22 protein-coding genes and 1 tRNA gene are annotated in these 23,053 nt (G+C 44.1%); 19 read left to right on the top strand and 4 right to left on the bottom strand.

The window, feature by feature from the left end; genetic code table 11:
• Positions 1 to 39 precede the first annotated feature (39 nt).
• The 12 genes from KDJ85_RS03390 to KDJ85_RS03445 all read left to right on the top strand — a co-directional run bounded on the left by KDJ85_RS03390 (position 40) and on the right by KDJ85_RS03445 (position 12,346).
• The gene (locus tag KDJ85_RS03390) at positions 40 to 1,080 is read left to right on the top strand and encodes an aromatic ring-hydroxylating oxygenase subunit alpha (RefSeq protein WP_225818480.1); all 1,041 of its coding nucleotides are present in this window, start codon (positions 40 to 42) and stop codon (positions 1,078 to 1,080) included.
• Complete coding sequence (locus KDJ85_RS03395) at positions 1,073 to 1,828, top strand: SDR family oxidoreductase (protein WP_225818481.1); 756 nt, start codon at positions 1,073 to 1,075, stop codon at positions 1,826 to 1,828. Before KDJ85_RS03390 ends, KDJ85_RS03395 begins: the two co-directional genes overlap by 8 nt.
• A gap of 11 nt (positions 1,829 to 1,839) precedes the next feature.
• Positions 1,840 to 2,637, top strand: a complete 798-nt coding sequence (locus KDJ85_RS03400; RefSeq protein WP_225818482.1) for an IclR family transcriptional regulator — start codon at positions 1,840 to 1,842, stop codon at positions 2,635 to 2,637.
• A 107-nt stretch (positions 2,638 to 2,744) separates the two neighbouring features.
• Positions 2,745 to 3,674: a VOC family protein gene (locus KDJ85_RS03405; RefSeq protein ID WP_225818483.1), complete on the top strand. Its 930-nt coding sequence runs from the start codon at positions 2,745 to 2,747 to the stop codon at positions 3,672 to 3,674.
• A 1-nt stretch (position 3,675) separates the two neighbouring features.
• Positions 3,676 to 4,890 carry an NAD(P)/FAD-dependent oxidoreductase gene (locus KDJ85_RS03410; protein WP_225818484.1) on the top strand — a complete coding sequence of 405 codons (1,215 nt, stop codon included), beginning with the start codon at positions 3,676 to 3,678 and terminating at the stop codon, positions 4,888 to 4,890.
• 18 nt (positions 4,891 to 4,908) lie between these two features.
• Entirely contained in the window at positions 4,909 to 6,189 is a 1,281-nt protein-coding gene (locus KDJ85_RS03415; RefSeq protein ID WP_225818485.1) for an MFS transporter, read from the top strand.
• A gap of 26 nt (positions 6,190 to 6,215) precedes the next feature.
• Positions 6,216 to 6,728, top strand: coding sequence for a cupin domain-containing protein (locus KDJ85_RS03420; protein WP_206083618.1), 513 nt, complete (start codon positions 6,216 to 6,218; stop codon positions 6,726 to 6,728).
• A gap of 15 nt (positions 6,729 to 6,743) precedes the next feature.
• Entirely contained in the window at positions 6,744 to 7,586 is an 843-nt protein-coding gene (locus KDJ85_RS03425) for an alpha/beta fold hydrolase (RefSeq protein ID WP_225818486.1), read from the top strand.
• Positions 7,583 to 8,377 (top strand): SDR family oxidoreductase, encoded by a 795-nt coding sequence (locus KDJ85_RS03430; RefSeq protein WP_225818487.1) that lies wholly within the window; start codon positions 7,583 to 7,585, stop codon positions 8,375 to 8,377. Before KDJ85_RS03425 ends, KDJ85_RS03430 begins: the two co-directional genes overlap by 4 nt.
• A gap of 11 nt (positions 8,378 to 8,388) precedes the next feature.
• A complete protein-coding gene (locus tag KDJ85_RS03435; protein ID WP_225818488.1) occupies positions 8,389 to 9,180 on the top strand; it encodes an aspartate dehydrogenase in 792 nt (263 codons plus the stop codon).
• 11 nt (positions 9,181 to 9,191) lie between these two features.
• On the top strand, positions 9,192 to 10,661 hold the full coding sequence (locus KDJ85_RS03440; protein ID WP_225818489.1) for an aldehyde dehydrogenase: 1,470 nt from the start codon (positions 9,192 to 9,194) through the stop codon (positions 10,659 to 10,661).
• A gap of 41 nt (positions 10,662 to 10,702) precedes the next feature.
• Positions 10,703 to 12,346: a thiamine pyrophosphate-binding protein gene (locus KDJ85_RS03445; RefSeq protein WP_225818490.1), complete on the top strand. Its 1,644-nt coding sequence runs from the start codon at positions 10,703 to 10,705 to the stop codon at positions 12,344 to 12,346.
• A gap of 121 nt (positions 12,347 to 12,467) precedes the next feature.
• On the opposite strand, the gene KDJ85_RS03450 is transcribed toward KDJ85_RS03445, so the two are convergent.
• A tRNA-Ile gene (locus KDJ85_RS03450) sits at positions 12,468 to 12,544 on the bottom strand.
• A gap of 360 nt (positions 12,545 to 12,904) precedes the next feature.
• Here KDJ85_RS03450 and KDJ85_RS03455 point away from each other — a divergent pair.
• Positions 12,905 to 13,978, top strand: a complete 1,074-nt coding sequence (locus tag KDJ85_RS03455; protein ID WP_225818491.1) for an NAD(P)H-dependent amine dehydrogenase family protein — start codon at positions 12,905 to 12,907, stop codon at positions 13,976 to 13,978.
• A 61-nt stretch (positions 13,979 to 14,039) separates the two neighbouring features.
• Here the strand turns inward: KDJ85_RS03455 and KDJ85_RS03460 are convergent, their stop codons facing one another.
• Positions 14,040 to 14,636: a GNAT family N-acetyltransferase gene (locus KDJ85_RS03460; protein WP_225818680.1), complete on the bottom strand. Its 597-nt coding sequence runs from the start codon at positions 14,634 to 14,636 to the stop codon at positions 14,040 to 14,042.
• 223 nt (positions 14,637 to 14,859) lie between these two features.
• Here KDJ85_RS03460 and KDJ85_RS03465 point away from each other — a divergent pair, with 223 nt between their 5' ends.
• Positions 14,860 to 16,881 (top strand): NADPH-dependent 2,4-dienoyl-CoA reductase, encoded by a 2,022-nt coding sequence (locus KDJ85_RS03465; protein WP_225818492.1) that lies wholly within the window; start codon positions 14,860 to 14,862, stop codon positions 16,879 to 16,881.
• Positions 16,882 to 17,156: 275 nt separating this feature from the next.
• Here KDJ85_RS03465 and sstT read toward each other — a convergent pair whose 3' ends face one another.
• Both sstT and KDJ85_RS03475 read right to left on the bottom strand, forming a co-directional pair.
• Positions 17,157 to 18,410, bottom strand: coding sequence for a serine/threonine transporter SstT (gene sstT / locus KDJ85_RS03470; protein ID WP_225818493.1), 1,254 nt, complete (start codon positions 18,408 to 18,410; stop codon positions 17,157 to 17,159).
• A gap of 263 nt (positions 18,411 to 18,673) precedes the next feature.
• Complete coding sequence (locus tag KDJ85_RS03475; protein WP_225818494.1) at positions 18,674 to 19,636, bottom strand: TerC family protein; 963 nt, start codon at positions 19,634 to 19,636, stop codon at positions 18,674 to 18,676.
• A gap of 615 nt (positions 19,637 to 20,251) precedes the next feature.
• On the opposite strand from KDJ85_RS03475, the gene KDJ85_RS03480 reads away from it, so the two are divergent.
• The 5 genes from KDJ85_RS03480 to KDJ85_RS03500 all read left to right on the top strand — a co-directional run bounded on the left by KDJ85_RS03480 (position 20,252) and on the right by KDJ85_RS03500 (position 22,820).
• The gene (locus KDJ85_RS03480) at positions 20,252 to 20,920 is read left to right on the top strand and encodes a DedA family protein (RefSeq protein ID WP_225818495.1); all 669 of its coding nucleotides are present in this window, start codon (positions 20,252 to 20,254) and stop codon (positions 20,918 to 20,920) included.
• Positions 20,921 to 21,160: 240 nt separating this feature from the next.
• Positions 21,161 to 21,466 (top strand): ElaB/YgaM/YqjD family protein, encoded by a 306-nt coding sequence (locus KDJ85_RS03485; protein WP_225818496.1) that lies wholly within the window; start codon positions 21,161 to 21,163, stop codon positions 21,464 to 21,466.
• A 6-nt stretch (positions 21,467 to 21,472) separates the two neighbouring features.
• Positions 21,473 to 21,880 (top strand): phage holin family protein, encoded by a 408-nt coding sequence (locus KDJ85_RS03490; protein WP_206083587.1) that lies wholly within the window; start codon positions 21,473 to 21,475, stop codon positions 21,878 to 21,880.
• Positions 21,864 to 22,166 carry a YqjK-like family protein gene (locus KDJ85_RS03495; protein WP_225818497.1) on the top strand — a complete coding sequence of 101 codons (303 nt, stop codon included), beginning with the start codon at positions 21,864 to 21,866 and terminating at the stop codon, positions 22,164 to 22,166. The genes KDJ85_RS03490 and KDJ85_RS03495 overlap by 17 nt, the downstream gene beginning before the upstream one ends.
• 258 nt (positions 22,167 to 22,424) lie before the next feature.
• Positions 22,425 to 22,820, top strand: coding sequence for a DoxX family protein (locus KDJ85_RS03500; protein WP_225818498.1), 396 nt, complete (start codon positions 22,425 to 22,427; stop codon positions 22,818 to 22,820).
• Positions 22,821 to 23,053: the final 233 nt, after the last annotated feature.

Here is a 23,053-nt window from a genome sequence, read left to right on the forward strand (position 1 = left end):
ACAAAAATAAAAATAACCTTTGATAATCGGAAGCAAATTATGACAACGAATACACAACCTCAAAACTATCAAGCGTATTTAGATGTGGGGCTACGAGGACAGTGGTACCCCGTATTATCAAGCTGGGAAGTCAGCAGTAATCCCATCGGCATCACTCGCCTTGAAGAGCAAATTGTCTTATGGCGCGATGATAAAGGCCAAATTCATGCCTTAGAAGATAGATGCCCTCACCGCGGTGCACGTTTATCCATGGGCTGGAACCTTGGTGAACGCATTGCCTGTTGGTACCACGGCGTTGAAGTAGGCGGAGATGGTATTGTCAAGGACGTTCCAGCGGTTAGCCAATGCCCTCTTGAAGGCCAAAAATGCTTAAAAACCTATCCAGTTCAAGAGATTCACGGTGCTATTTTCCTCTATTTTGCCGTTGTTGAAGGGGAAACACCGCCAGCGCTTGAATTCCCTGAAGAATTAGCCGATGGCGAAAACCACAGCCACTTCCTCTGTACCGCATCGTGGAAATGTAACTATCAATATGCCCTTGAAAATGTAATGGATCCGATGCATGGCACGTACCTACACTCTTCTTCTCACTCTATGGCCGAAGGGGATAAACAGTCTGAAATGATCCTTGAGGCCACTCAAACAGGGTTTATTTTCCGTAAAAATGATCAAATCGGTGTCAACTTCGACTGGGTAGAATTTGCCAGTACAGGCGCAAACTGGCTTCGTTTATCCATCCCATATCAAAAACGTTTTGGGCCCGGCGGGCACTTTTGGATCATCGGTATGGTCGTTCCTGAAGATAAAGATCACTGCCGCGTATTCTTCTGGCGAATTCGTAAGGTCAAAGACTGGCAACGCGATCTCTGGCGCTTTATGTACCGCAACCGCCTAGAGGGGCTGCATTGGGATGTGTTAGAGCAAGACCGCATTATTTTAGAAAACCTCGCACCAAATGCACGTAACCACGAGTTTCTCTATCAACACGATGTCGGTTTGTCTCGCCTTCGTCGCATCATGCAGCGTGAGGCCAAAAAACAGTTTGAACTGATTTACGGTAAGGAAACTGAAAATGCATAACCTATTGGCGGGAAAACGTATTGTCGTCACTGGCGCGGCAAGAGGGCTGGGTTTTAGCTTTGCTCAAACCGTCGCAGAGCAAGGCGCTAAGGTCATTCTGTGCGACATTCTTGAAGAGCGTTTGCAAGAAAGTACCGAGACATTACGCCGCCAAGGGTTTGATGTACAAAATTATTGTATTGACCTTGCAGATCCTGCTTCTATTCACCAAGCCTTTGAGTACATCGCTCAGCAAGGTGCCATTGATGGACTGATCAACAATGCGGCGCTCGCGACTGGCGTGGGGGGTAAAACGTTAGATGAGTACGATCTTGAGCTTTGGGATCGCGTTATGACTGTAAATGTCAAAGGAACATGGCTGGTAACAAAAGCGGCACTACCATTATTAAAGCAAAGCCAACATGGAAAAATCGTCAATATTGCGTCTGATACTGCCCTTTGGGGTGCGCCAAGGCTAATGGCTTATGTCGCCAGTAAAGGGGCAATTATCAGTATGACTCGCTCAATGGCGCGTGAGTTAGGCCAACACCGTATTTGCGTTAATGCGATTGCGCCAGGGCTGACAAAAGTTGAAGCCACTGAATATGTCCCTGAAGAACGCCACCAGCTTTATGAAAATGGTCGCGCCTTACAAGGGGAGCAATTACCTGAAGATGTCACTGGTACTGCATTGTACTTGCTTTCTGATATGGCTAATTTTGTGACGGGGCAGCTCATCCCCGTCAACGGCGGCTTTGTGTTTAACTAACTGATGACCGCATGGGCGGCGAGGTTAAGGCATTGAATTCAACATGTAAGTACTTGATACCTGGTCTGGAAAAAGGATTGCAACTTCTTCTCTTGCTCGCACAGCAGCACCGCGAGCTCACGTTTGCGGAAATCCTACGCTTAGTCGATATGCCTAAAGCCACGGCTTATCGCGCGATCCAAACCTTGGTACATTTGGATTTCCTTGTCCAACACCCGAGAACAGGGGCATTTTCACTTGGTCGCAAAGTGCTTAGCCTTGGTCTCGGTTATATTGCCTCTCTCGATTTGACCCAGCTAGGGCAACCGATTATTGAACATTTGCGTGATCGCAGCCAGTGCAATAGCCATCTTGTGATCCGCGATGGCCGAGACATTATTTACATCGCTCGCGTCAGCGGTGCGGAATCAAAAATTAACCATGTCAGCGTCGGCACACGCTTATTAGCTCATCGAACATCTTTAGGGCGCATGCTATTAAGTGGGCTTTCTTCTACAGAATTTGATGCTCTTTACCCTGATGAAGAGCTCCCTGATAACGCAGGCAGCAAACACGAATTCTGGAACATGATCCAAGCTGACAAACTGCGGGGTTATGTTATCGGTGAATCATTTTATCGCCGTGGCATCTCCTCCATTGTTTATCCCGTTTACAACCAAGACAACGGGGTCGAAGCGGCAATCAGTATCATGGTTCCCATGGACAGCATCCCTGTGCAGGAGCGCCAATATTTGCAAAATGAAGTGCGCAGTGCGGCACAAAAGCTAACTGAATTTATTGGCGGCATCATCCCAGCCAAAGTGATTTAGCGTTAGTAAAAAACTTACCCATTTTTCGGTTTATTGCCATAAGCCTCGGCTCTCCTTTGCCCAAAAAACGTATCAGGCAATAACACCAACCTACAGAGGATTAAGCTATGTCAGTGATTGGAATAGAAAAATTAGAATTTGGCGTTGAAGACCTTAAGGCCTGCCAAAAATTTTTACATGACTTTGGCTTACATGTTTCTAACAATAATCCAAGCGTGTTTAGCACTCTATCGGGCGCCGAGCTGGCATTGTTTCCCCTTGATGATGCCTCCCTCCCTGCACCTTTTGAAACGGGATCAACCTTAAGGCGCATTACATGGGGCGTTGAGAACCTCAGCAACCTAAATCAAATCATTGATAATATTCAGGAATGTGATGGGTTTGAGCGAACATCCACTGGCGCACAATGCCGCGATCCTAATGGAATGACTGTTGCTTTTTGCCTTTCACAACAAAAAGACGTCCAACTAGACGTCACAGGTATCAATCAATGGGGAGACATTCGCCGCATTGATAAACCTAGCCCAATTTATGAAAAAGCTACACCTATTAATGTGGGTCATGTGGTTTTCTTTGTTGATAACCTTCCTGAAACAGAAGCATTTTATTGCCAAAAACTGGGGTTCCAAGTTTCGGATCGCTACATCGATCGCGCCGTTTTCCTACGCGCTCAAATTAACGGCTGCCACCATAATTTGTTCTTACTCAAGTTACCGCATCGCGGCAGTGGCTTAAACCACGTTGCCTTTACCGTTCGAGATATTCACGAGGTGATTGGTGGGGGCTTAGCGATGAACCGTCATCAATGGAGTACCTTTATTGGCCCGGGCCGCCACCCAATCTCATCCGCTTATTTTTGGTACGTCAATAGTCCAACAGGCGGCGCATTCGAATATTACACCAACGATGACTACCTCACGGAAAAATGGCAGCCAAGGGAGCTGGAACACTCACTGGTTTCATTTACCGAATGGGCGGTTGAAGGTGGCTTAGATTATGAAACACGCCGCCAAGTCAAACCCGCCAAGGAGTCATAAGATGAGCACTTTAATTCAAGGCGGTATTGTCATTATTGGCGGCGGCCAAGCCGGTGGCTGGGCTGCAAAAACGCTCAGAGAAGAAGGCTATCAAGGCACTATTTCGGTGATCAGTGATGAAAACCACGATTTTTACGAACGTCCTCCACTGTCAAAAGCGGTTCTCACACAAGAAGACGCTGTTTTATCGCGTTTATTTAGTGAAGATGATACCCGAGCATTGAACCTGCAGTGGTTTCGTCCCATTCGAGCCGAGCGAATTGATGCGCAAGCTAAATGCGTCTATCTCAATGATGGGCGGTTAGTTGGATTTGATAAATTGCTCATCGCGACAGGCGGCCGTCCTCGTTATCTATCAAAAGCATGGCAACAACACCCTAACGTATTTGCCCTACGCTCATGGGATGATGCCCAAATACTGCGTTCCAGTCTCTTATCCGCAAAAAAAATTGCCATCATTGGCGGTGGATGGATTGGCTTAGAAGTCGCAGCTTCCGCACGGAAAATGGGCCTTGATGTGACGATTTTTGAACGTCAAAGCCGTTTGTGTGAGCGCAGTGTTCCGCAAAGTGTCTCCGACGCATTAGCGCAGCGCCACCATGAGGCTGGCGTGCAGGTCATTACAAATTGTGGCGATATTCAATTGGTTGATGACAACGGCGCTTTACAAATCGGTTGTCAAAAATACCCAACCTCCCCCTTTGACCTTGCCGTTATGGGGATTGGTGTTGAACTCAACCTTGAGCTCGCAAAAGATGCGGGGTTAACGGTCACTCATGGCATCGTGATCAACGATAAAGGGCAAACCTCGCACCCTGACATCTATGCCGCAGGGGATGTTGCATGCCACCCAACGCTTTCTTTGTGTTTGCAATCTTGGGCTTATGCACAAAACCAAGCTATCACCACAGCAAAAGCAATGCTTAACCCGCAATCCATAGGGTTTAATGAACCCGCTTGGCTTTGGTCTGACCAATACCAAGACAACATACAAATTTTGGGTGTCCCTAGCACACAGGCTCTGCAACACATCCAACGCCACAGCGAAAATTCAGAGGTTCACTTTGCATTAAATGAGGCTAACGAATTGATTCAAATGGTGGCATTTAATGATGCTCGCGCGATCAAACTGGGTAAACGTTGGTTGCAAAGCCAGCGCAAATTGGTTCCCTCAGAACTTGCCGACCCCACATTTTCACTAATGTCACTTAAATAGTGTCAGCGAGGAAAAAACATGGCAAATCAAAGTATCACGATATCCGCCAATGAAAATGCACAAAGTACGCAGGATACACCAGAAAAAGTGAACTGGCTGATCCCAATCGGCCTATTTTCCTGCGTTTTACTGGCATTTTTCGACAAAATTAGCATCGCTGCACTGTTTTCAGACGAAAAGTTTCAACAAGCGCTGGGAATCGATTTTGATCCCACTCGTTTAGGCTTATTGATGAGCGCTTTCTTATTCGCGTATGGCGTTTCATCCATGTTATTGAGTGGGATTGGTGACCGCTTTCACCCCACAAAAATGTTGTTATTTATGATCAGCAGTTGGTGCTTCTTAATGATCTTTATGGGATTTACCCACCATTATGGCACCATGGTTTTCCTTCGCGTATTACTCGGCATAGCAGAAGGGCCATTGTTAGCCATCGCCTATGCCATTATCCGCCGCACCTTTCCGCCCAAAATGCAGGCTCGCGCTACAATGCTTTGGTTACTAGGAACCCCACTAGGTGCAGCACTTGGATTCCCTATTTCGTTGTATCTATTAAATAATTTTGGCTGGCAAAGTACCTTCTTTGTCATGGCAGCCTTTACCGTGCCCGTGTGGTGGTTGGTGGTCTTCGGAATTCGCCATCCAAATTTGGTCAATCGGAGTGCTCAGTTAAAAACAACATCAGGGGAAAAACGACCTGAAGAACAAATTGCAGAAATGAAAGCCCATAAAAAACGCCTATTTCAAAATAGCCATTTTTGGATCATCTGCATATTTAATATCGCGTTCTTAGTCTATCTCTGGGGTATGAATGGCTGGTTGCCAAGCTACTTAATTAAAGGGAAATCCATTCACTTGGAACACGCAGGGATCCTCTCTTCCCTCCCATTTATTGCCATGTTGTTTGGTGAAGCAATTGGTGCGTGGCTTTCTGACCGCTACGACCGCAGAGCCTTAGTGTGTTTTATCTCGTTGTTAGGTGCCGTGCTTGGTTTGGCGGGCGTGCTGTTCCTCACTGAGACCTATAGCATCATTTTAATGATGGCATTCAGCATGTTTATGTGGGGAGCTGGTGCCCCTAACATCTTCGCATTACTCGCTAAAGCGACACAAAAACAAGTCAGTGCCCTTGCTGGTGGGATATTCAATGGCCTTGGAAACCTTGCTGGCGCTGCCGCACCGCTATTAATGGGTGTGTTGATTACCGTTACCCACACTATGGATAGTGGGCTGTTATTTATCGTCATTATTGGTTTAGTGGGTAGCTTGTTATTGCTCCCCTTACTGAAAAAATACTAAACACTGCCTTTTTAGGAGATAACGCTATGTCACAACCTCAAATCAAACCGCAAGGGATCCCAATGGCACAATGGATTGAATCCCGAGTAGCCCGCCTTGAAGGTCGCAAATACGATTGGAACGCATTGAAATTCCAAGCCGATTACGACCCGAAATATCGCCGCGCACAAATGCGTTATATCGGCACTGGCGCAACAGGAGTCGCAAGCGATGTAAATACTGTTCCTGCAGAAAACTTCACCTTTTCTACCATGGTCTTACCTGCTAAGTGTGAAGGGCCGCTGCACTTGCACCCTGACGTTGAAGAAGTTTTTTTTATGCTAAAAGGCACTATCACGCTGTTTATCAAAGACGGTGATGAAGAATATGAAACGGTATTAAAAGAACGTGATTTGATTTCTGTCCCTGCGGGAATTTACCGCGGATTATTCAATCACGGGGAAGAAGAGGCCTTAATGTGCGTGATGATTGGGACACAAAAACCCGCTATCCCAACATACCCAGAAGACCACCCACTATCAAAAGTGAAACGCGGATAACAGGAGTGATCAGTGATGAATCTGCCAATTGAAAATTTACCCGAGTTACAGCTCGCCAACTTTGGTCAATACCGCCTTAATTGGCGAGAGGCAGGCCAAGGTGAGCCAGTGATCCTCCTCCATGGTATCAGTTCAGGATCGGCCTCATGGATTTCTCAACTGACGGCGTCATCACTGACTCATCACTATCATCTCTATTGTTGGGATGCGCCTGGCTATATGAATAGCCTTGAATTGGCGACAAAAACACCTGTAGCACTTGATTACGCCGATGCATTAGAAGCCTTTATTGATGGTCTGGGTTTACAACAAGTGACCCTAGTTGGCCACTCGTTAGGCGCTTTAATGGCCTGTGCTTTTGCGTCTTTGCATCCTCAGCGCGTCAATGGCTTATTTCTCGCTAACCCCGCACAAGGTTATGGGACAAAAAGCCTTGAAGAACGTAATCGTGTTTATGACCAAAGACACGATATTGTATTTCACTCAGGTATCGAGAGCTATGCACAAAACCGTGCAGCAGCCTTATTGTCCCCCACTGCTTCAAAAGAAAAAATCGAGTGGGTTCAGCAAAACATGAGAAAACTCAACCCAACGGGTTTTTTATCCGCTGCATGGATGCTAGCGCATGACGATATCAGCCTATATTTAAAGGCTTATACTGGCGCACTCGAAATGCTGGTTGGGGAAGAAGACTCCATCACCCCACCTTCACAAGTCAGCCAATTAGCGCAGCAGAAGCAGTGCCCGCTGTTTTATGTTCCACAGGCGGGTCATGCGAGCTACCTTGACCAACCCGCTGAATTTAACCAGCACCTAACTCACTTTTTATCGGCCGCTTTGCAAAGGAAAAACGCATGAATTTACAGTTAAATAACCGAGTCGCTGTCGTGACTGGCGGAAGCTCTGGCATTGGCTTTGCGACCGTCAAATTGTTACTCGACGAAGGGTGCAAAGTGGCCTTTTGTGGTCGAAATAAAGATAAATTACAAGCCGCAACAACAAAATTAATGGCCTTATACCCACAAGGAAATTTTATCGCTGTCATCTGCGATGTACTAGATAAAACCCAAACAGAGGCCTTTGCTGAACAAGTTCACCAGCAATATGGGCACGTTGATTTACTGATTAACAACGCAGGCCAGGGCTATGTCGCCAGCTTTTCAGATACCCCTGAGGCAGCTTGGCTACATGAAGCCCAACTGAAATTATTTGGTGTGATAAACCCAGTGAATGCATTCTTACCACTCTTAGAACAGTCCAATATCGCATCCATTACCTGCGTGAATTCATTGCTAGCATTGCAACCTGAGCCACACATGGTTGCCACATCCGCAGCAAGAGCCGCATTATTAAACATGACATTGAATTTATCTAAGACATTGTTACCAAAAGGAATACGCGTCAACTCTATCTTACTGGGCATGGTGGAGTCTGACCAATGGCGCCGCCGTTTCGAGAGCCGCAGCGATACCGACCTGACTTGGGAACAATGGATAGGCAATATCGCCAAAAACCGGGGTATCCCCATGCAGCGCTTAGGCAAGCCTGAAGAGCCAGCTCGCGCACTGGTTTTCTTAGCATCCCCGATGGCGTCATTCACCTCAGGTGCCGCTTTAGATGTTTCTGGTGGCTTTGCCCATCAAATTTAAAGGATTGAAATATGAAAACGTTAATGCTGATTGGCTATGGCGCGATGGCAGAAGAAGTGATTACTCGCTTACCTCATGGGATAACGCTGCGCTGGGTTGTGGCTCGCGCGCATCACCACGAAGCCATTATTAAGCGCTTTCATGGGGAAGTCGCCCCGATTGAGGATATCAACCAAGTTAATGAAACCCCCTCTCTTGTGTTGGAGTGTGCCAGTCATGAAGCCGTTAAACTGTACGCGCCCCTTGTTTTACAAAAGGGCTGGCGACTCGCGATTATTTCAACAGGCGCACTCGCTGACACCACAACGGCACAACATTTAACCGCGTTAGCCAAACAACATCATGGGCAGTTAATCCCACTAACTGGAGCAATTGCAGGGCTTGATGGTCTGCGTGCAGCGAAAGAAGCCAATATTACGCAGGTAACTTATCAATCACGCAAAAGCCCAGCAAGTTGGCGTAATGGCCCTGCTGAACAATTTATCAATTTATCCCAAGTGACTGAACCAACTGTGTTTTTTACGGGTAGTGCACGGGAAGCTGCGCTTAATTTCCCTGCTAATGCCAATGTGGCTGCAACCATTGCCCTTTACGGAATTGGCATGGATGACACACAAGTCCAGTTGATTGTTGACCCTACTACCAGCAAAAATACCCATCACATTGAAGTAAAAGGTGATTTTGGGCAATTTTGCATCGAACTTAATGGCAATCCACTTCCCTCTAACCCGAAAACATCCATGTTATCAGCCCTAAGTGCGGTGGAAATTTGCCGTCGTGTTGCTGAACAGGGTGCCATTTGACGGAGAACATCATGAATAAAATGGATATTTTTGTCGGCGGAAAATGGCAATTGGGCCGTGGCAAAGAGATGCAATCGCGTTTTCCTGGCGACAACCAGATTGTCGCAACCCTAAATAGCGCTAGCCTTGAAGATGTCGAGGATGCAGTTGTAGCCGCAGAAGCCGCATGGCGAGAGCCTTCATGGCGAAATATGCCTTCCCACCAGCGCGCCGCTATCTTATATAAAGTCAGTGAGTTAATTGATAAGCAACGTGAAGAATTAACCCACTTACAAACTTTGGATAATGGCAAGCCGTGGGCTGAGGCCCGTGGCCTTGTAATAAGTGCAGCGGCTACCGCACGTTATTTTGCTGCGGTCTGTGAAGTACTAGGTGGTGAGCTCCCCCCTCGCCGCCAGACAGATATCATGACAATAAGTACTTACCAACCTATTGGCGTTATTGCAGCGATCACGCCATGGAACTCGCCGATTGCCAGTGATATGCAAAAAATTGCCCCTGCGATTGCCGCTGGAAACGCCGTTATTTTGAAACCTGCGGAAGCGACACCACTTATCTCATTAAAACTCGCTAAAATCTTTGAGCAAGCAGGCTTACCTAGTGGTCTATTAAGCGTACTGCCAGGAAAAGGCTCAATTATCGGGGATGCCCTCGTTCGCCACCCTCTAGTGAGGAAAATTTCCTTCACAGGGGGCACAAATACTGGGCGACAACTGGCACATATTGCGGCAGATAAACTGATCACCACCTCGTTAGAATTAGGCGGAAAATCCCCGACAATCGTGTTATCCGATGCCGATCTAGATCTTGCTGCTCACGGTGTTTGCTACGGTATTTTTAGCTCGATGGGGCAAGCTTGTATTGCAGGTTCACGCTTATTTGTCGCCCGTGATATCTACGACAAATTTATGGAAAAGCTCACCACATTAACTCAAAACCTCATTATTGGCGATCCTCGCCAAGAACGCGTACATATTGGCCCATTAATTACCCCTGCTCACCGCGATAGCGTGCAGACATATGTTGACCTTGCCGTCCAAGAAGGCGGAAAAATTCGCCTTGGCGGAAAATGCCCTTCAGACCCAGCCCTGCAATCGGGGAACTATTATTGCCCCACGATCATTGAAGGCTTGAATAACCAAGCCCGTGCTTGCCAAGAGGAAATCTTTGGCCCTGTTTTGGTTGTTATCCCCTTTGATAACGAAGATGAACTCATTCAAGAAGCCAATGATTCCGTGTATGGCCTCGCGGCAGGGATTTGGACGCGTGATTATACCCGCGCCTTTAAACTTGCTGATGCTCTTGAAACAGGCACCGTTTGGATCAACACCTACAAAGTTTTTTCTATTTCAACCCCATTTGGTGGCTTCAAAGAAAGTGGTCTTGGTCGCGAAAAAGGCATCGAAAGCCTCAAGGCCTATATGCAACAAAAAAGTCTATTTCTGGCACTTAACCCACAACCAAACCGTTGGTGTGAATAACCAATCCGTTAACGGATTATTCAAGCATTTAGGAGAATATAATGTCTGACATGATTACGGTTGGCGAAGCCGTCGCCAGAACATTAGAGCAATACCAAGTCACCACGGTTTACGGTGTCATTTCGATTCATAATTTACCCATTGCTGATGCAATTGGCCGCCGAGGGATCATCGACTTTACCCCAAGCCGTGGCGAGGCGGGCGCAGTGACAATGGCTGATGCCCATAGCCGTTTTCGCGGGCTAGGTGTGGCATTAACCAGTACAGGAGCAGGCGCAGGAAATGCCGTTGGTTCAATGATTGAAGCAATGAATGCGTGTTCACCGATGATCCATATTACGGGTCAGGTGGAAAAAGCCTATTTAGATATGGACGCAGGGTTTATCCATGAAACCCCAGATCAACTCAGCTTCCTGCGAGCAAGTTCCAAGCAAGCTTTTCGCGTACACAGTGCAGAGCAAGCGATCTCCGTCTTACATAAAGCTATCCAAGTCGCTCAAACCGTGCCTTGCGGCCCCGTATCTATTGAAATCCCAATCGATATTCAAAGTGCTCAAGTGCCTATTTCCGTATTAAGCCACCCCGTTGTTCCATCGGTATTGCCTGCATGCAACGCATCTCACGTCGACACTATTTGGGGGAAACTTCAACAAGCAAAACAGCCATTATTGTGGATTGGCGCAGGGGCATTACAAGCTGCTGATGCCGTAAAACGTTTAGCAAATCAAGGTATTGCTGTGATTAGTAGTACCCACGGACGCGGGATTTTATCGGATGAGCATCCCTTTAGCTTACGCGCCTTTCATAATGCAGACTCCATCGATGCCTTAATGCGCAGCTGTGATTTATCCTTAGTAGTGGGTTCCCGTTTGCGCAGCAATGAAACCAAAACATGGTCATTGCCCTTACCGCGCCCGCTGATCCAACTTGATATTGATCCTCAAGCTGCCAATCGAAATTATATTGCTGACATCAATATTACTGGCGATGCCAAAGCATTACTGGAAGCACTGGCAGACAAAATGGAGCTCACTAACCGCCCTATTTCACCATCTTGGAAAAAACAGGTACAAGACGCTGTTCAGCAAGCTGAGCAACAACTACGTGAACAATGCGGTGCTTATAGTGGCCTCAGTGATGCTGTCGAACAAGTTCTACCAAAAGACGGTATTTTTGTGCGGGATATTACGGTCTCAGGGAGCTTATGGGGCAGCCGATTATTAAAAGCCATTGAGCCAATGCACAATATTCACTCCCTCGCTGGCGCGATTGGATTAGGTCTCTCAATGTCGATTGGCAGCGCAAAAGCCAACCCTGGCACCTCAGTCATTGGCCTTGTCGGTGATGGCGGCTTGATGCTAGGGATTGGCGAACTCGCTACCATGGCACAAGAGCAACTCCCTATCGTATTGATTATTATGAATGATAATGGATATGGCGTGATGCGAGGTATTCAGGAAAAATATTTCTCAGGTAGGCAATATTATAATGAATTACTAACGCCTTCATTCAATCAATTAGCTCAATCAATGGGTATTACCGCATTTACCATCGACAAAGCCACTGATTTTAAATCCACTCTCCAGCAAGCCATTGATTTAAAAAAACCAGTCGTGGTCGAGGTACTCATGGATAAAATCGGCAAAATGAATTTCTCAGGCCCACCACAGAAGAAGTTGTTTTAATTAATTTAGACCCGACCAGAGCAGCTAAAGGCTGCTCTTTTTGTTTGTATATCAACCCACCAGATACAAAAAAGCCACTTGCTAAGAAGTGGCTTAATGCGCTGATTTAACAGCTAAAATTTGGTGGCCCCTACTGGACTTGAACCAGTGACCAATCGATTATGAGTCGACTGCTCTAACCAACTGAGCTAAGGGGCCAAAGTGGGATGGATTATACGTGCAGTTTTATCGTAGGTCTAGTATTTCAAAACCGTATGGCGAAATTGTGTGCAAAACTGTTATCACACTTATATTTCAATGCAATAGCATTTCCCAAATGTATCAATCGCACCATGATATTCCCTTTTTTTTTGCGCCACTGCCAATTTTTATTAAACTGGCTTTTATATACTTTATTTATATTTAGCACTGTTTTATTTCAAATTTACCATGTAAATGGCCACATAAAGGCAATCAATTTTATTAAACATCCTTTATTCAATTAATTGATATAGAACAATAATTTTGTAACTTAGATCTCCCAATATGATTCATAGATAATTCGCATATAGGACAAAAATGATGAAAAAAGTACGTGCAGTTCAATATGGTTGCGGAAAAATGGGCAAATTTCTAATCCGTTACTTGCAAGAGCATGGCGCTGAAGTTGTTGCGGCTTTTGATATCAACGATGCGGTCATTGGTAAAGATATCGGCGAAATCGCAGGGACTAAGCCAACTGGTGTCAAAGTACAGCCACTCCATGAAGCAGATGCGACCCTTGAAACCTTAAAACCGGATGTCGGAATTATTGCGACTCTCAGCACCATGGCTGACCTAGAAGATGCATTCTCATTGTTCGCTCGCCACGGCGTTAATGCAATCTCTACGGGTGAAGAAGCGCTTTATCCTTGGAATTCATCTCCAGAGATCACTCAAAAACTTGATGAATTAGCTAAAGCAAACAACTGTACCTTAGCAGGAAGCGGCTACCCAGATATGTATTGGGGCGTGCTAGTCGATACCTTAGCTGGGTCTATGCACAAACTGGTAAAAATCAAAGGTTCTAGCTGCTATAACGTGGAAGACTATGGTATTGCCTTGGCAATTGGCCACGGTGCAGGGCTCACTGTCGATGAATTTAATCAGCAAATTGGTAATTACAATGACTTGCCTTATGACGTCATATCCCAAAAAATTGAGAGTGGAGAATATGCACCACCTTACATGTGGACACAAAATGGCTGGCTATGTAGCCGCCTTGGTCTAACAATCACCAACCAAACACAGCGCTGCGTTCCGCAAATCGCACAGGCCGATATTTATTCTGACACACTGAAAATGACGGTGAAAAAAGGCGATGTGCTTGGATTATCAGCCGTTGTTATCACACAAACGGCTGAAGGTGTGACCCTCGAAACCGAATGTATTGGTAAAATTTTAACTGCCGATGAGTGTGACAAAAATAGCTGGCAATTAATCGGTGAACCAGATACTGCCATCGAGGTGAATAACCCAGCAACGGTTGAGCTAACCTGTGCCAATTTAGTTAACCGTATCCCAGCACTGATTAATAGCCCTGCAGGCTATACCACCACGGAAAAAATGCCAAATAATGTCTATATGACCAAACCGATGCATGAATACTTATAGTTAAACAGTAAGCCCACCTCACACAAGTGAAGCGGGCTTTTTACTTTTTCTCATCAATAAATTAGCGGGGTTTTACCATCTGCCATTCTAAATGGTGTTTAATGGCTGGCCATTCAGATGCAATAATGCTGTAAACACAGCTATCACGCAGCTCACCCGTTTTAGTTCTCATATGACTACGCAAAATACCATCCAGTTTTGCGCCTAGACGCTCAATGGCTTTACGGCTCTGATGGTTTAAAAAATGAGTTCGAAACTCCACAGCAACGCATCCTAACTCCTCAAAAGCATGCTTTAGCAATAAATATTTAGCCTCTGTATTAATTGCTGTGCGTTGAACTTCAATACCATACCATGTTGCCCCCAGTTCAACCCGTTGCACGGTATTATCGACTTTATTATACGATGTGATACCAACAGGCTTACCTGTGCGCTTGTCGATAACGACAAATGGTAAACACTCTTTTTGTGCAAAACGTACAAGACGGCTTTCAACATCTTGAGGGAAATTATCAGGATCGGGAACTAAGGCATACCATAAATTATGCAGCCCATCACGACGGATAATCGCCGCAAGTTCTGCATCATATTGGTGAGATAAAGGCTCAAGGCGAACACATTCACCTTCTAAAGTAATAGCTTGGCAAATCTCTTTCATCATGGTTTCCCTATGTGGCTTTTTTGCGATGTGTCTCTACTTTTTTAATCTTTTTATATGACATAAAAATAAAATGACGTCACTTAACTGTGTTGACTTAGCAATTTAACCTAAAACATATGATAAAAATCACAAAATTTTAACATCTTTACCAATTTACAGATTCATTACGCTACAGTTAACTCATCTGACCTGTTAAATAAATCCCGAATGGGAGCATCATATGAGCAATTTTCCACACCTTTTTACCCCCCTTGATTTGGGGCATACGGTTCTTAAAAATCGGATATTAATGGGCTCAATGCATACTGGGCTCGAAGAACACCCTGAAGGGAGCGAGCGTCTCGCCCATTTTTATCGTTTGCGTGCTGAAAATGGTGTCAGTCTGATTATTACAGGGGGCATCGCACCTAACCCTGAAGGAGCCCTAACCGCCCATGGTGCGGTATTGAATAACTCAACTCAGCTGCCATTTCACCGCACAATTACCGATGCGGTGCATCAAGCAGATGGCAAAATTGCCCTTCAAATATTACATGCAGGTCGATATGGATTACACCCATTATTAGTGGCTCCAAGTGCTATTCAAGCCGAAATTATTCCATTTGCACCAAAGGCGCTATCTGCAGATGAAGTTCAAAAAACCATTGATGATTTCGTGAATACCGCAAAATTAGCCCAACAAGCAGGCTATGATGGCGTCGAGGTAATGGGCTCTGAAGGGTATTTAATTAATCAATTCATTGCAAAACGTACAAATCATAGAACTGATGAATGGGGTGGCAGCTACGTAAATCGCATTCGTTTTCCTATTGAAATTGTACGGCGCATTCGTGAAGCCGTTGGCGCTAACTTTATTATTGTGTATCGCCTTTCAATGTTAGATTTAGTGGAGGACGGTTCTACGTGGGAAGAAATCGAATACCTTGCTAGCGAAATTGAAAAAGCGGGCGCGTGTATGATCAACACAGGCATTGGTTGGCATGAAGCCCGCGTACCAACCATCGCAACACAAGTCCCTCGCCACGCATTCAGTTGGGTCACCCAAAAATTAATGGGTAAGGTGAATATTCCATTAATTACCACAAACCGCATAAATGATCCCTTTGTTGCTGAGCAAATTCTTGCTAATGGACAAGCGGATATGGTGTCGATGGCTCGCCCATTCCTTGCAGATGAAGCCTTTGTCCGTAAAGCCGCCGAAAACCGTGCTGACGAAATCAATACCTGCATCGGCTGCAATCAAGCTTGCCTTGATTTGATTTTTAGTGGGAAGCTTGCCAGCTGTCTTGTTAACCCACAAGCAGTTAGGGAAATGGATTATCCCAATGAAAAAGCGGCTAAAAGTAAGTCTGTCGCAATTGTTGGTGCAGGCCCTGCGGGGCTTTCATGTGCCATTTATGCAGCTAAACGCGGCCATAAAGTAACTTTATTCGAAAAATCAAACCAAATTGGTGGGCAATTTAATTTAGCCAAACAAATTCCTGGCAAAGAAGAGTTCCATGAAACCATCCGCTATTTTTGCCGCCAATTACAGCTGCTAAATGTAGATGTTCGCCTTGAGCAACAAGCGGATGCACAAAGTCTTTCAGGGTTTGATGAAGTGATTATTGCCACTGGCGTCACGCCACGCAAAATTCAGCTTGAAGGCGCTGAGCATCACAAAGTGGTTTCCTATATTGACGTTATTACCCACCAGCAAACGGTTGGCAAAAGTGTCGCCATTATTGGTGCTGGCGGCATCGGTTTTGACGTGGCAGAACTCTTAACGCAAGAAGGTAAAAGTAGCAGTTTGGACACTTCACTGTTTAATCAAGAGTGGAACATTGACCCAACTATTCATTCAACAGGGGGAATTTACCCGAAGAATAAAAATACCGTAGGATCGGCGCGCCAGCTCTATTTGTTGCAGCGAAAAAATAGCAAAGTCGGTGCAGGCCTTGGAAAAACAACGGGTTGGGTTCACCGATTGTCACTGATGAAGCGCGGTGTAAAAATGCTCAATGGTGTGGAATACATGCGTGTTGACGATGATGGTTTGCATATCCGCTACCAAGATAAAACGCAGTGTTTGCCCGTCGATAATGTCGTCTTATGTGCAGGGCAAGAGCCTTATCGCCCACTAAAAATTCAGCTCGCTGAACACGGAATTGATGCTCATGTGATTGGTGGAGCCGATGTGGCTGCTGAATTGGATGCACGCAGGGCTATCGAACAAGGTATGAAAGTCGCATATCAGCTTTAAATCGCTCTTTTCTCGCCTTGACCACAGGTCTTGGGAGGGAAAACCTAACGCATTTACCGACTAAAAAGGGCAGAATTGTATTCTGCCCTGAGGTTGTTGACAAAGCAGGATAAAAGCGTCGTTTTTCCTGCTTTGTGTTATCAGCCGAAAATCAATAAATTGATTTTCCTAATTTATTTTCAAAACCTATCCAACCTGCAGTCAAACCTAATCGGTTTGTCAGCAGTCTGAGGGCAGAATTGTATTCTGCCCTTTTCATTTATACCATAAAAACACTAGTCGTTATGGGAGAACTGAGCCTCTGAATTTGCAAGCTTTTCATCTTCTGCCAAACAAACTGCCGCCGTAAATAAAACATCAGTGGAAGAGTTCACTGCAGTTTCCGCTGAATCTTGCAGTACACCAATCATCACGCCAACAGCAACGACTTGCATCGCAACATCATTTGGAATACCAAACATATTACACGCTAATGGGATCAATAATAATGAACCACCCGCGACACCAGATGCACCACAGGCACACACCGAAGCCACGACACTTAACAATAATGCAGTCGGGATATCCACCGGAATACCTTTGGTGTGAACTGCAGCTAACGTCAGAACCGTAATCGTTACCGCAGCCCCTGCCATATTAATGGCTGCCCCTAATGGAATAGAAACAGAATAAGTGTCTTCATGAAGATTCATGCGACGGCACATTGCCATATTCACAGGAATATTCGCTGCTGAGCTACGAGTAAAGAATGCGGTAACGCCGCTTTCACGTAAACACGCGAACACTAATGGATAGGGATTACGCTTTAATTTCCAATATACAATCAACGGATTGACAACTAAGGCAACAATAATCATACAGCCTAATAAAACGGCTAATACATGGAAATAGCCTTTTAACGCTTCAAAACCCGTTGTCGCAATTGTTGATGATACTAAACCAAAAATACCTAATGGCGCCAATCTAATAATGACTCGAACTAATTGAGTCACACCATTAGAGAAATCAAGTAACAGTGTTTTTGTCGTATCCGTCGCATGTCGAAATGCAATACCTAAACCGATAGCCCACGCTAAGATACCGATATAGTTACCATTAATCAGTGCATCAACGGGGTTAGTAAATACGTTGTTTAATAGGCCGCTTAAAACTTCAGCAATGTTTCCTGGTGGATTCATTTCTGTTTCACTGCCCGCCAAGGCAAGTGTTGATGGGAATATAAATGAGGCAATTACCGCCACTAATGCGGCGAAAAATGTCCCTAAAATATACAGAACCAAAATCGGTTTAATACTGGTTTTTTGCCCTTGACGATGGTTAGCAATGGAAGACATTACCAATACCCACACCAAGACTGGCGCAACTGCTTTTAACGCGCTCACGAATAAATGGCCTAACAGCCCTACGTTTTTTGCTGCCGATGGCCATAACCATGCCAATAAAATACCTGCAACTAAGCCAACCAATATTTGCTTGACCAAGCTACCGTGAGTGATCACTCGCCATAACCCTGTTTTATTTGTATCCATAGTAGACCTATATTATTTATCTTTATTAGGAATTAAATGTGTTTGCAGAGCCAGTATAAGGAATAAATACCTTGTGAAAAGGCTATTATTCAAAATATACACAATGATTGATTTTACTTAACAAATATTTTACATAACTGTGATCGCAATAGAGTTTTGTTTCTTATAGTAGAATGGCATAAAGAAGAATGGTTGAGTATTTTCAGGGGGTTAAAACAAAAAACCCCTACCTCATCGGTAAGGGGTTTTAATTTCGAAGGGGATTATTTGTTTTTTGCTTCGTTACGTTTGTTAACAATAGTATTAATGATTAATGTTACCACCAATATTGCGGCAATCGTTCCCAACGAAATCGGTGTTGGAATATGGTAGATATCAATAAGCAGCATTTTTATACCAATGAAGCTTAAAATTACCGCTAAGCCATATTTTAACATTGAGAACTTCTCTGCGACGCCTGACAGCAAGAAATACATCGCACGTAACCCTAAAATAGCAAACAAGTTAGACGTTAAAACAATAAACGGGTCAGTAGTCACTGCGAAAATAGCAGGAATACTATCCACCGCAAATATCACATCACTGATTTCAACTAAGATCAGTACTAAAATCAGTGGCGTTGCAAACAGAATACCATTACGTTTAATAAAGAATTTTTCGCCGTGCAGCTCATCCGTCATCCGAAGATGTGAACGCACCCACTTCACTAACGGTTTATCATTAATTGGCGAGTCATCTTCTTTGGCAAAAGCCATTTTAAGCCCCGTAAACAGTAAAAATAGGCCGAAGATATATAAAATCCAACTAAACTGTGTAACCAACCAGCTGCCAGCAAAAATCATGATAGTTCTTAATACGATAGCGCCTAAAACACCATAAACTAAGACTCGGCGTTGTAAACTGGCTGGAATGGCGAAATAGCTAAATAACATCAACCAAACAAAAACGTTATCAACTGCCAAGGCTTTTTCTAACAAATAGCCTGTTAAAAATGCCATCGTTTGGCTATCAGCAAATTCACGGCTTACATTATCATTGAGATACCACCAAAAACCTGCCGCAAAAATTAGCGAAAGCGTGACCCACACAATGCTCCAAGCTGCAGCTTGCTTCATCGACATGGCTTGGCCTTTGTGTTTACCCTGCCAAAACAAATCGATAAGTAACATAAGTAAAATAATAACTGCAAAACTACCCCATAAAACAGGGTTACCGACTGAGTGCATTTTCCTATCCCTTAAAAAACAAAAAACGGCTGATATCCAGAAGACATCAGCCGCTTAAAATTCTTTAACCTCAAGGAGTTATCTATTGGTTGTAAATTATGAGCAAACCTCGCCTTCTGGCAAGGTCTCACTTACAACACAATTAACCCAAGGACAGGCACTGTGGTGCTCGGCTACCGGGTGTAATGTGTACACCGTAATGACGATAAACCGACAAGAAGAAGTTACTCCCCTTTGCTATGCGCAAAATATACGGTAAATAATCTTAAAATGCAATAATTAGCTATCTTAGATTTAATGATGTTTTTTTGTGTTAAAAAACAAATTAACTTCAAACTTTTGCATTTTATTGCGAAAAGCCTCTACTAACGTGCGTTTTTAGCCCGTTTCCCTTGTTACAATTGGTATGATTAATTGTAAAAACACGGCTCAACTTAAATGAATTCTAAAAATATGCTTAAAATTTGCTGTTTAGTTATTTTCTGTTTTGTTAAAGTGAGCGTGCTTTACACTAACAGCCTGAGGAAACAACGCTTTCACTCAGGTATTCACTTAATCCATTTCTCCCTGCCCAACAACAAGTTTGTTGCTGTTATTGCCGTTTAGGAAACATTAATGGAATTAGTTAAAGAACTTTTTTTTGCCCTTTGGCACCAAGATTATGTCACGCTCTCTAACCCATCATTGATGTGGGCTATCTATCTTATGCTGTTTGCTATCCTGTTTCTTGAAAATGGGGTTTTACCCGCAGCCTTTTTGCCTGGTGATAGCTTATTGATTTTAGTGGGTGTTCTGATTGCGAAAGGCACCTTGAGCTACCCTCTAACCATCGTGATTTTAACAGCAGGCGCAAGCTTAGGTTGCTGGGTAGGTTATATACAAGGTCGCTGGTTAGGAAATACAAAGATAGTCAAAGGTTGGCTCGCACATCTCCCAGAACATTATCACCAACGGGCTCATGGCTTATTCCACCGCCATGGTCTTGCTGCTCTGTTAATAGGTCGTTTTCTCGCCTTCGTAAGAACATTACTGCCGACTATTGCAGGTTTAGCAGGTTTGAAAAACGGTCGCTTTCAAGTGTTTAACTGGTTAAGTGGCTTATTGTGGGTGCTTATTTTAACCGCTATAGGTTATGGTTTTGGCAAAAGCCCGATTTTCCAGCAATATGAACATCGTATTATGAATGTATTGATGTTAATCCCTGTTTGTCTGTTAGTTATCGGTTTAGTCGGCAGTATTGCTGTCGTTGTAAAGAAAAAACTGTCAGGCAAAAAAGCAAATTAATTCAATTTGCGGGGATGTTTTGCTTCCCCGCATTTTCACTTTTACCCATTTTTACTTTTCCATTTATTCTCTGCAAAAAACTGCATTAATCTACTGATTAAACCGCTATTTTTTAGAATACTTTGTTTGTCATTTTTTGTTTATTCCCCATAACAATGCCGAATATTTGATTGCACTTAGTGTAAAAATCGCTATTGTTAATACTACGAATGCGCTTTTTCTATTGATAGGAGGTTGTATATGTCATCGAATCATTCATCAGACGAACTACGTTCAGAGCTCCGTGCTTTAGCTGATTCTCTGGAAGCGATGCTTAGTGATACCGGCGAAAAATCGAAAGAAGAGATCGAAAGCTTAAAATCAAAAGCACAAGAAGCACTATGCTCATCTCGCGCAAAACTCGGCCAAACCACCGAAAGGATCACCGAGCAAACCAAAGAAATTGCGGGGCGCGCAGATAACTACGTAAAAGAAAACCCATGGACAGGCGTCGGTATTGGCGCAGCAGTGGGTGTTGTTCTTGGCGTGTTACTCGCTAAACGTTAATTGCTTATGGAACCAAACCAGCAACGTCAGGGCCCCGGTAAAGGGGTCCTTGAAACTTTACGGCGCATTGCCAATATTTCAGTGGGTATGGTGCAAACGCGTCTAGAGTTAATCGCCGTTGAGCTAGAAGAAGAAAAGCTCAACCTTATCCAACTTCTTTTATTGGTTGGTTTAACGCTACTCTTCACCGCATTTGGTTTGATGTGCTTACTCGGCTTAATTTTTTGGTCTGTTGACCCGATTTACCGTTATCAAGCACTGGCGATGACAACAGGTGCATTAATTCTGCTTGCCATTATTTTTGCTATTTGGGCGTTAAAAAAGGCAAAACAATCAACCTTACTAGGTGCAACACGGGAGCAACTCGCTCAAGATGCCAACGCGTTAGCGAGAAAGGATGATGAACAAAAATAAGCAACAATTACTGGTAGCCAAAAAGCAGCGCTTAATTAGAAGAATTGAGCGCCAACGCCAAGAGTTGGCTGAAACGTCCTCTGACTGGCTACAAACTACCGCACCTTATGACCGTGCTTGGCAAACGATCATGACCTTTCGCCCTTTAGTTATTGCTGCCACAGGCTTGCTCTCTGTCTACTCCCTTCGCAAACCACAAAAAATTCTACTATTAGGCCGAAAAGCCATCACTATTTGGGGCTTAGTTCGTTCAATTCAAAGCGCAATTCAAGCCAGCAAAAAATAACCTCTCCCTCCACCTGATAATAATTTATTATTATTCAATAGGATAAAAACATATCTTACTAGATTTTATTTTCCCAATAAGTTCATTCAATTTTTTTGTCTATCTTTGTTAATAACCTTAGCTTTTTATTGAATGAGCAAATAGCTACTATAAGCCCATCAAATGATTTCTAGCCAATTTGTGCTAAAAATAACTTTATAAAGCGACATATATCGCAATTAACTTACATTTAATGACTTATTAGTCTGGAGAATCTCGATGAAAAATTTAGAAAGTGGTGCGATATTATTGGCTCGTATCATGATGCCAATCCTGTTCATTGTCGCTGGATATGGAAAACTGGGTGATGCTTATGCAGGCACACAACAATATATGCAAGCCATGGGTGTTCCTGGCTTCTTATTACCTTTAACAATTTTATTAGAATTAGGCGGCGGATTAGCGGTTCTGTTTGGTTTCTTAACTCGTACCGTTGCCTTGTTCACTGCAGGTTTCACTGTATTAACAGCATTGCTGTTCCACATTGACTTTAGTGTGGCACCAAACAGCTTGATGTTTATGAAAAACTTTACTATCGCGGGCGGTTTCTTACTGTTAGCGGTTACAGGCCCAGGTAAATTCAGTATCGATCATTTACTCGGCAAAAAATGGTAATACGCGTTTCATATCACCCTTATTGATTTCTGATTTGTCTTCATTTGTTTGTCCAATTCATACCTCCCTCGGGAGGTATTTTTTTGTCCAAGATATAGGTTTGAATCTCAGCCACTAAACCCTACACGTAAATGCTAAATAGTTTGAGTTGTAGACAACAATGCAGGCCCTGAACTTATATTAACTTCTAAATAATTCGTGCTGTAGCAAGGCGGCAAGCTTGCTAATCCCTA

Source organism: Providencia vermicola, from assembly GCF_020381325.1.
GTDB classification, from domain to species: Bacteria; Pseudomonadota; Gammaproteobacteria; order Enterobacterales; family Enterobacteriaceae; genus Providencia; species Providencia vermicola.

What these genes read in the sequence shown, in the direction of transcription:
- KDJ85_RS03500 (WP_225818498.1), top strand. Translation starts at nt 22,425, where the DNA reads ATGAAAAATTTAGAAAGTGGTGCGATATTATTGGCTCGTATCATGATG.
- KDJ85_RS03480 (WP_225818495.1), top strand. Translation starts at nt 20,252, where the DNA reads ATGGAATTAGTTAAAGAACTTTTTTTTGCCCTTTGGCACCAAGATTAT.
- KDJ85_RS03395 (WP_225818481.1), top strand. Translation starts at nt 1,073, where the DNA reads ATGCATAACCTATTGGCGGGAAAACGTATTGTCGTCACTGGCGCGGCA.
- KDJ85_RS03400 (WP_225818482.1), top strand. Translation starts at nt 1,840, where the DNA reads ATGGGCGGCGAGGTTAAGGCATTGAATTCAACATGTAAGTACTTGATA.
- KDJ85_RS03410 (WP_225818484.1), top strand. Translation starts at nt 3,676, where the DNA reads ATGAGCACTTTAATTCAAGGCGGTATTGTCATTATTGGCGGCGGCCAA.
- KDJ85_RS03495 (WP_225818497.1), top strand. Translation starts at nt 21,864, where the DNA reads ATGATGAACAAAAATAAGCAACAATTACTGGTAGCCAAAAAGCAGCGC.
- KDJ85_RS03435 (WP_225818488.1), top strand. Translation starts at nt 8,389, where the DNA reads ATGAAAACGTTAATGCTGATTGGCTATGGCGCGATGGCAGAAGAAGTG.
- KDJ85_RS03405 (WP_225818483.1), top strand. Translation starts at nt 2,745, where the DNA reads ATGTCAGTGATTGGAATAGAAAAATTAGAATTTGGCGTTGAAGACCTT.
- KDJ85_RS03485 (WP_225818496.1), top strand. Translation starts at nt 21,161, where the DNA reads ATGTCATCGAATCATTCATCAGACGAACTACGTTCAGAGCTCCGTGCT.
- KDJ85_RS03455 (WP_225818491.1), top strand. Translation starts at nt 12,905, where the DNA reads ATGATGAAAAAAGTACGTGCAGTTCAATATGGTTGCGGAAAAATGGGC.
- KDJ85_RS03430 (WP_225818487.1), top strand. Translation starts at nt 7,583, where the DNA reads ATGAATTTACAGTTAAATAACCGAGTCGCTGTCGTGACTGGCGGAAGC.
- KDJ85_RS03415 (WP_225818485.1), top strand. Translation starts at nt 4,909, where the DNA reads ATGGCAAATCAAAGTATCACGATATCCGCCAATGAAAATGCACAAAGT.
- KDJ85_RS03425 (WP_225818486.1), top strand. Translation starts at nt 6,744, where the DNA reads ATGAATCTGCCAATTGAAAATTTACCCGAGTTACAGCTCGCCAACTTT.
- KDJ85_RS03445 (WP_225818490.1), top strand. Translation starts at nt 10,703, where the DNA reads ATGTCTGACATGATTACGGTTGGCGAAGCCGTCGCCAGAACATTAGAG.
- KDJ85_RS03465 (WP_225818492.1), top strand. Translation starts at nt 14,860, where the DNA reads ATGAGCAATTTTCCACACCTTTTTACCCCCCTTGATTTGGGGCATACG.
- KDJ85_RS03390 (WP_225818480.1), top strand. Translation starts at nt 40, where the DNA reads ATGACAACGAATACACAACCTCAAAACTATCAAGCGTATTTAGATGTG.
- sstT (WP_225818493.1), bottom strand. Translation starts at nt 18,410, where the DNA reads ATGGATACAAATAAAACAGGGTTATGGCGAGTGATCACTCACGGTAGC.
- KDJ85_RS03420 (WP_206083618.1), top strand. Translation starts at nt 6,216, where the DNA reads ATGTCACAACCTCAAATCAAACCGCAAGGGATCCCAATGGCACAATGG.
- KDJ85_RS03460 (WP_225818680.1), bottom strand. Translation starts at nt 14,636, where the DNA reads ATGAAAGAGATTTGCCAAGCTATTACTTTAGAAGGTGAATGTGTTCGC.
- KDJ85_RS03490 (WP_206083587.1), top strand. Translation starts at nt 21,473, where the DNA reads ATGGAACCAAACCAGCAACGTCAGGGCCCCGGTAAAGGGGTCCTTGAA.
- KDJ85_RS03440 (WP_225818489.1), top strand. Translation starts at nt 9,192, where the DNA reads ATGAATAAAATGGATATTTTTGTCGGCGGAAAATGGCAATTGGGCCGT.
- KDJ85_RS03475 (WP_225818494.1), bottom strand. Translation starts at nt 19,636, where the DNA reads ATGCACTCAGTCGGTAACCCTGTTTTATGGGGTAGTTTTGCAGTTATT.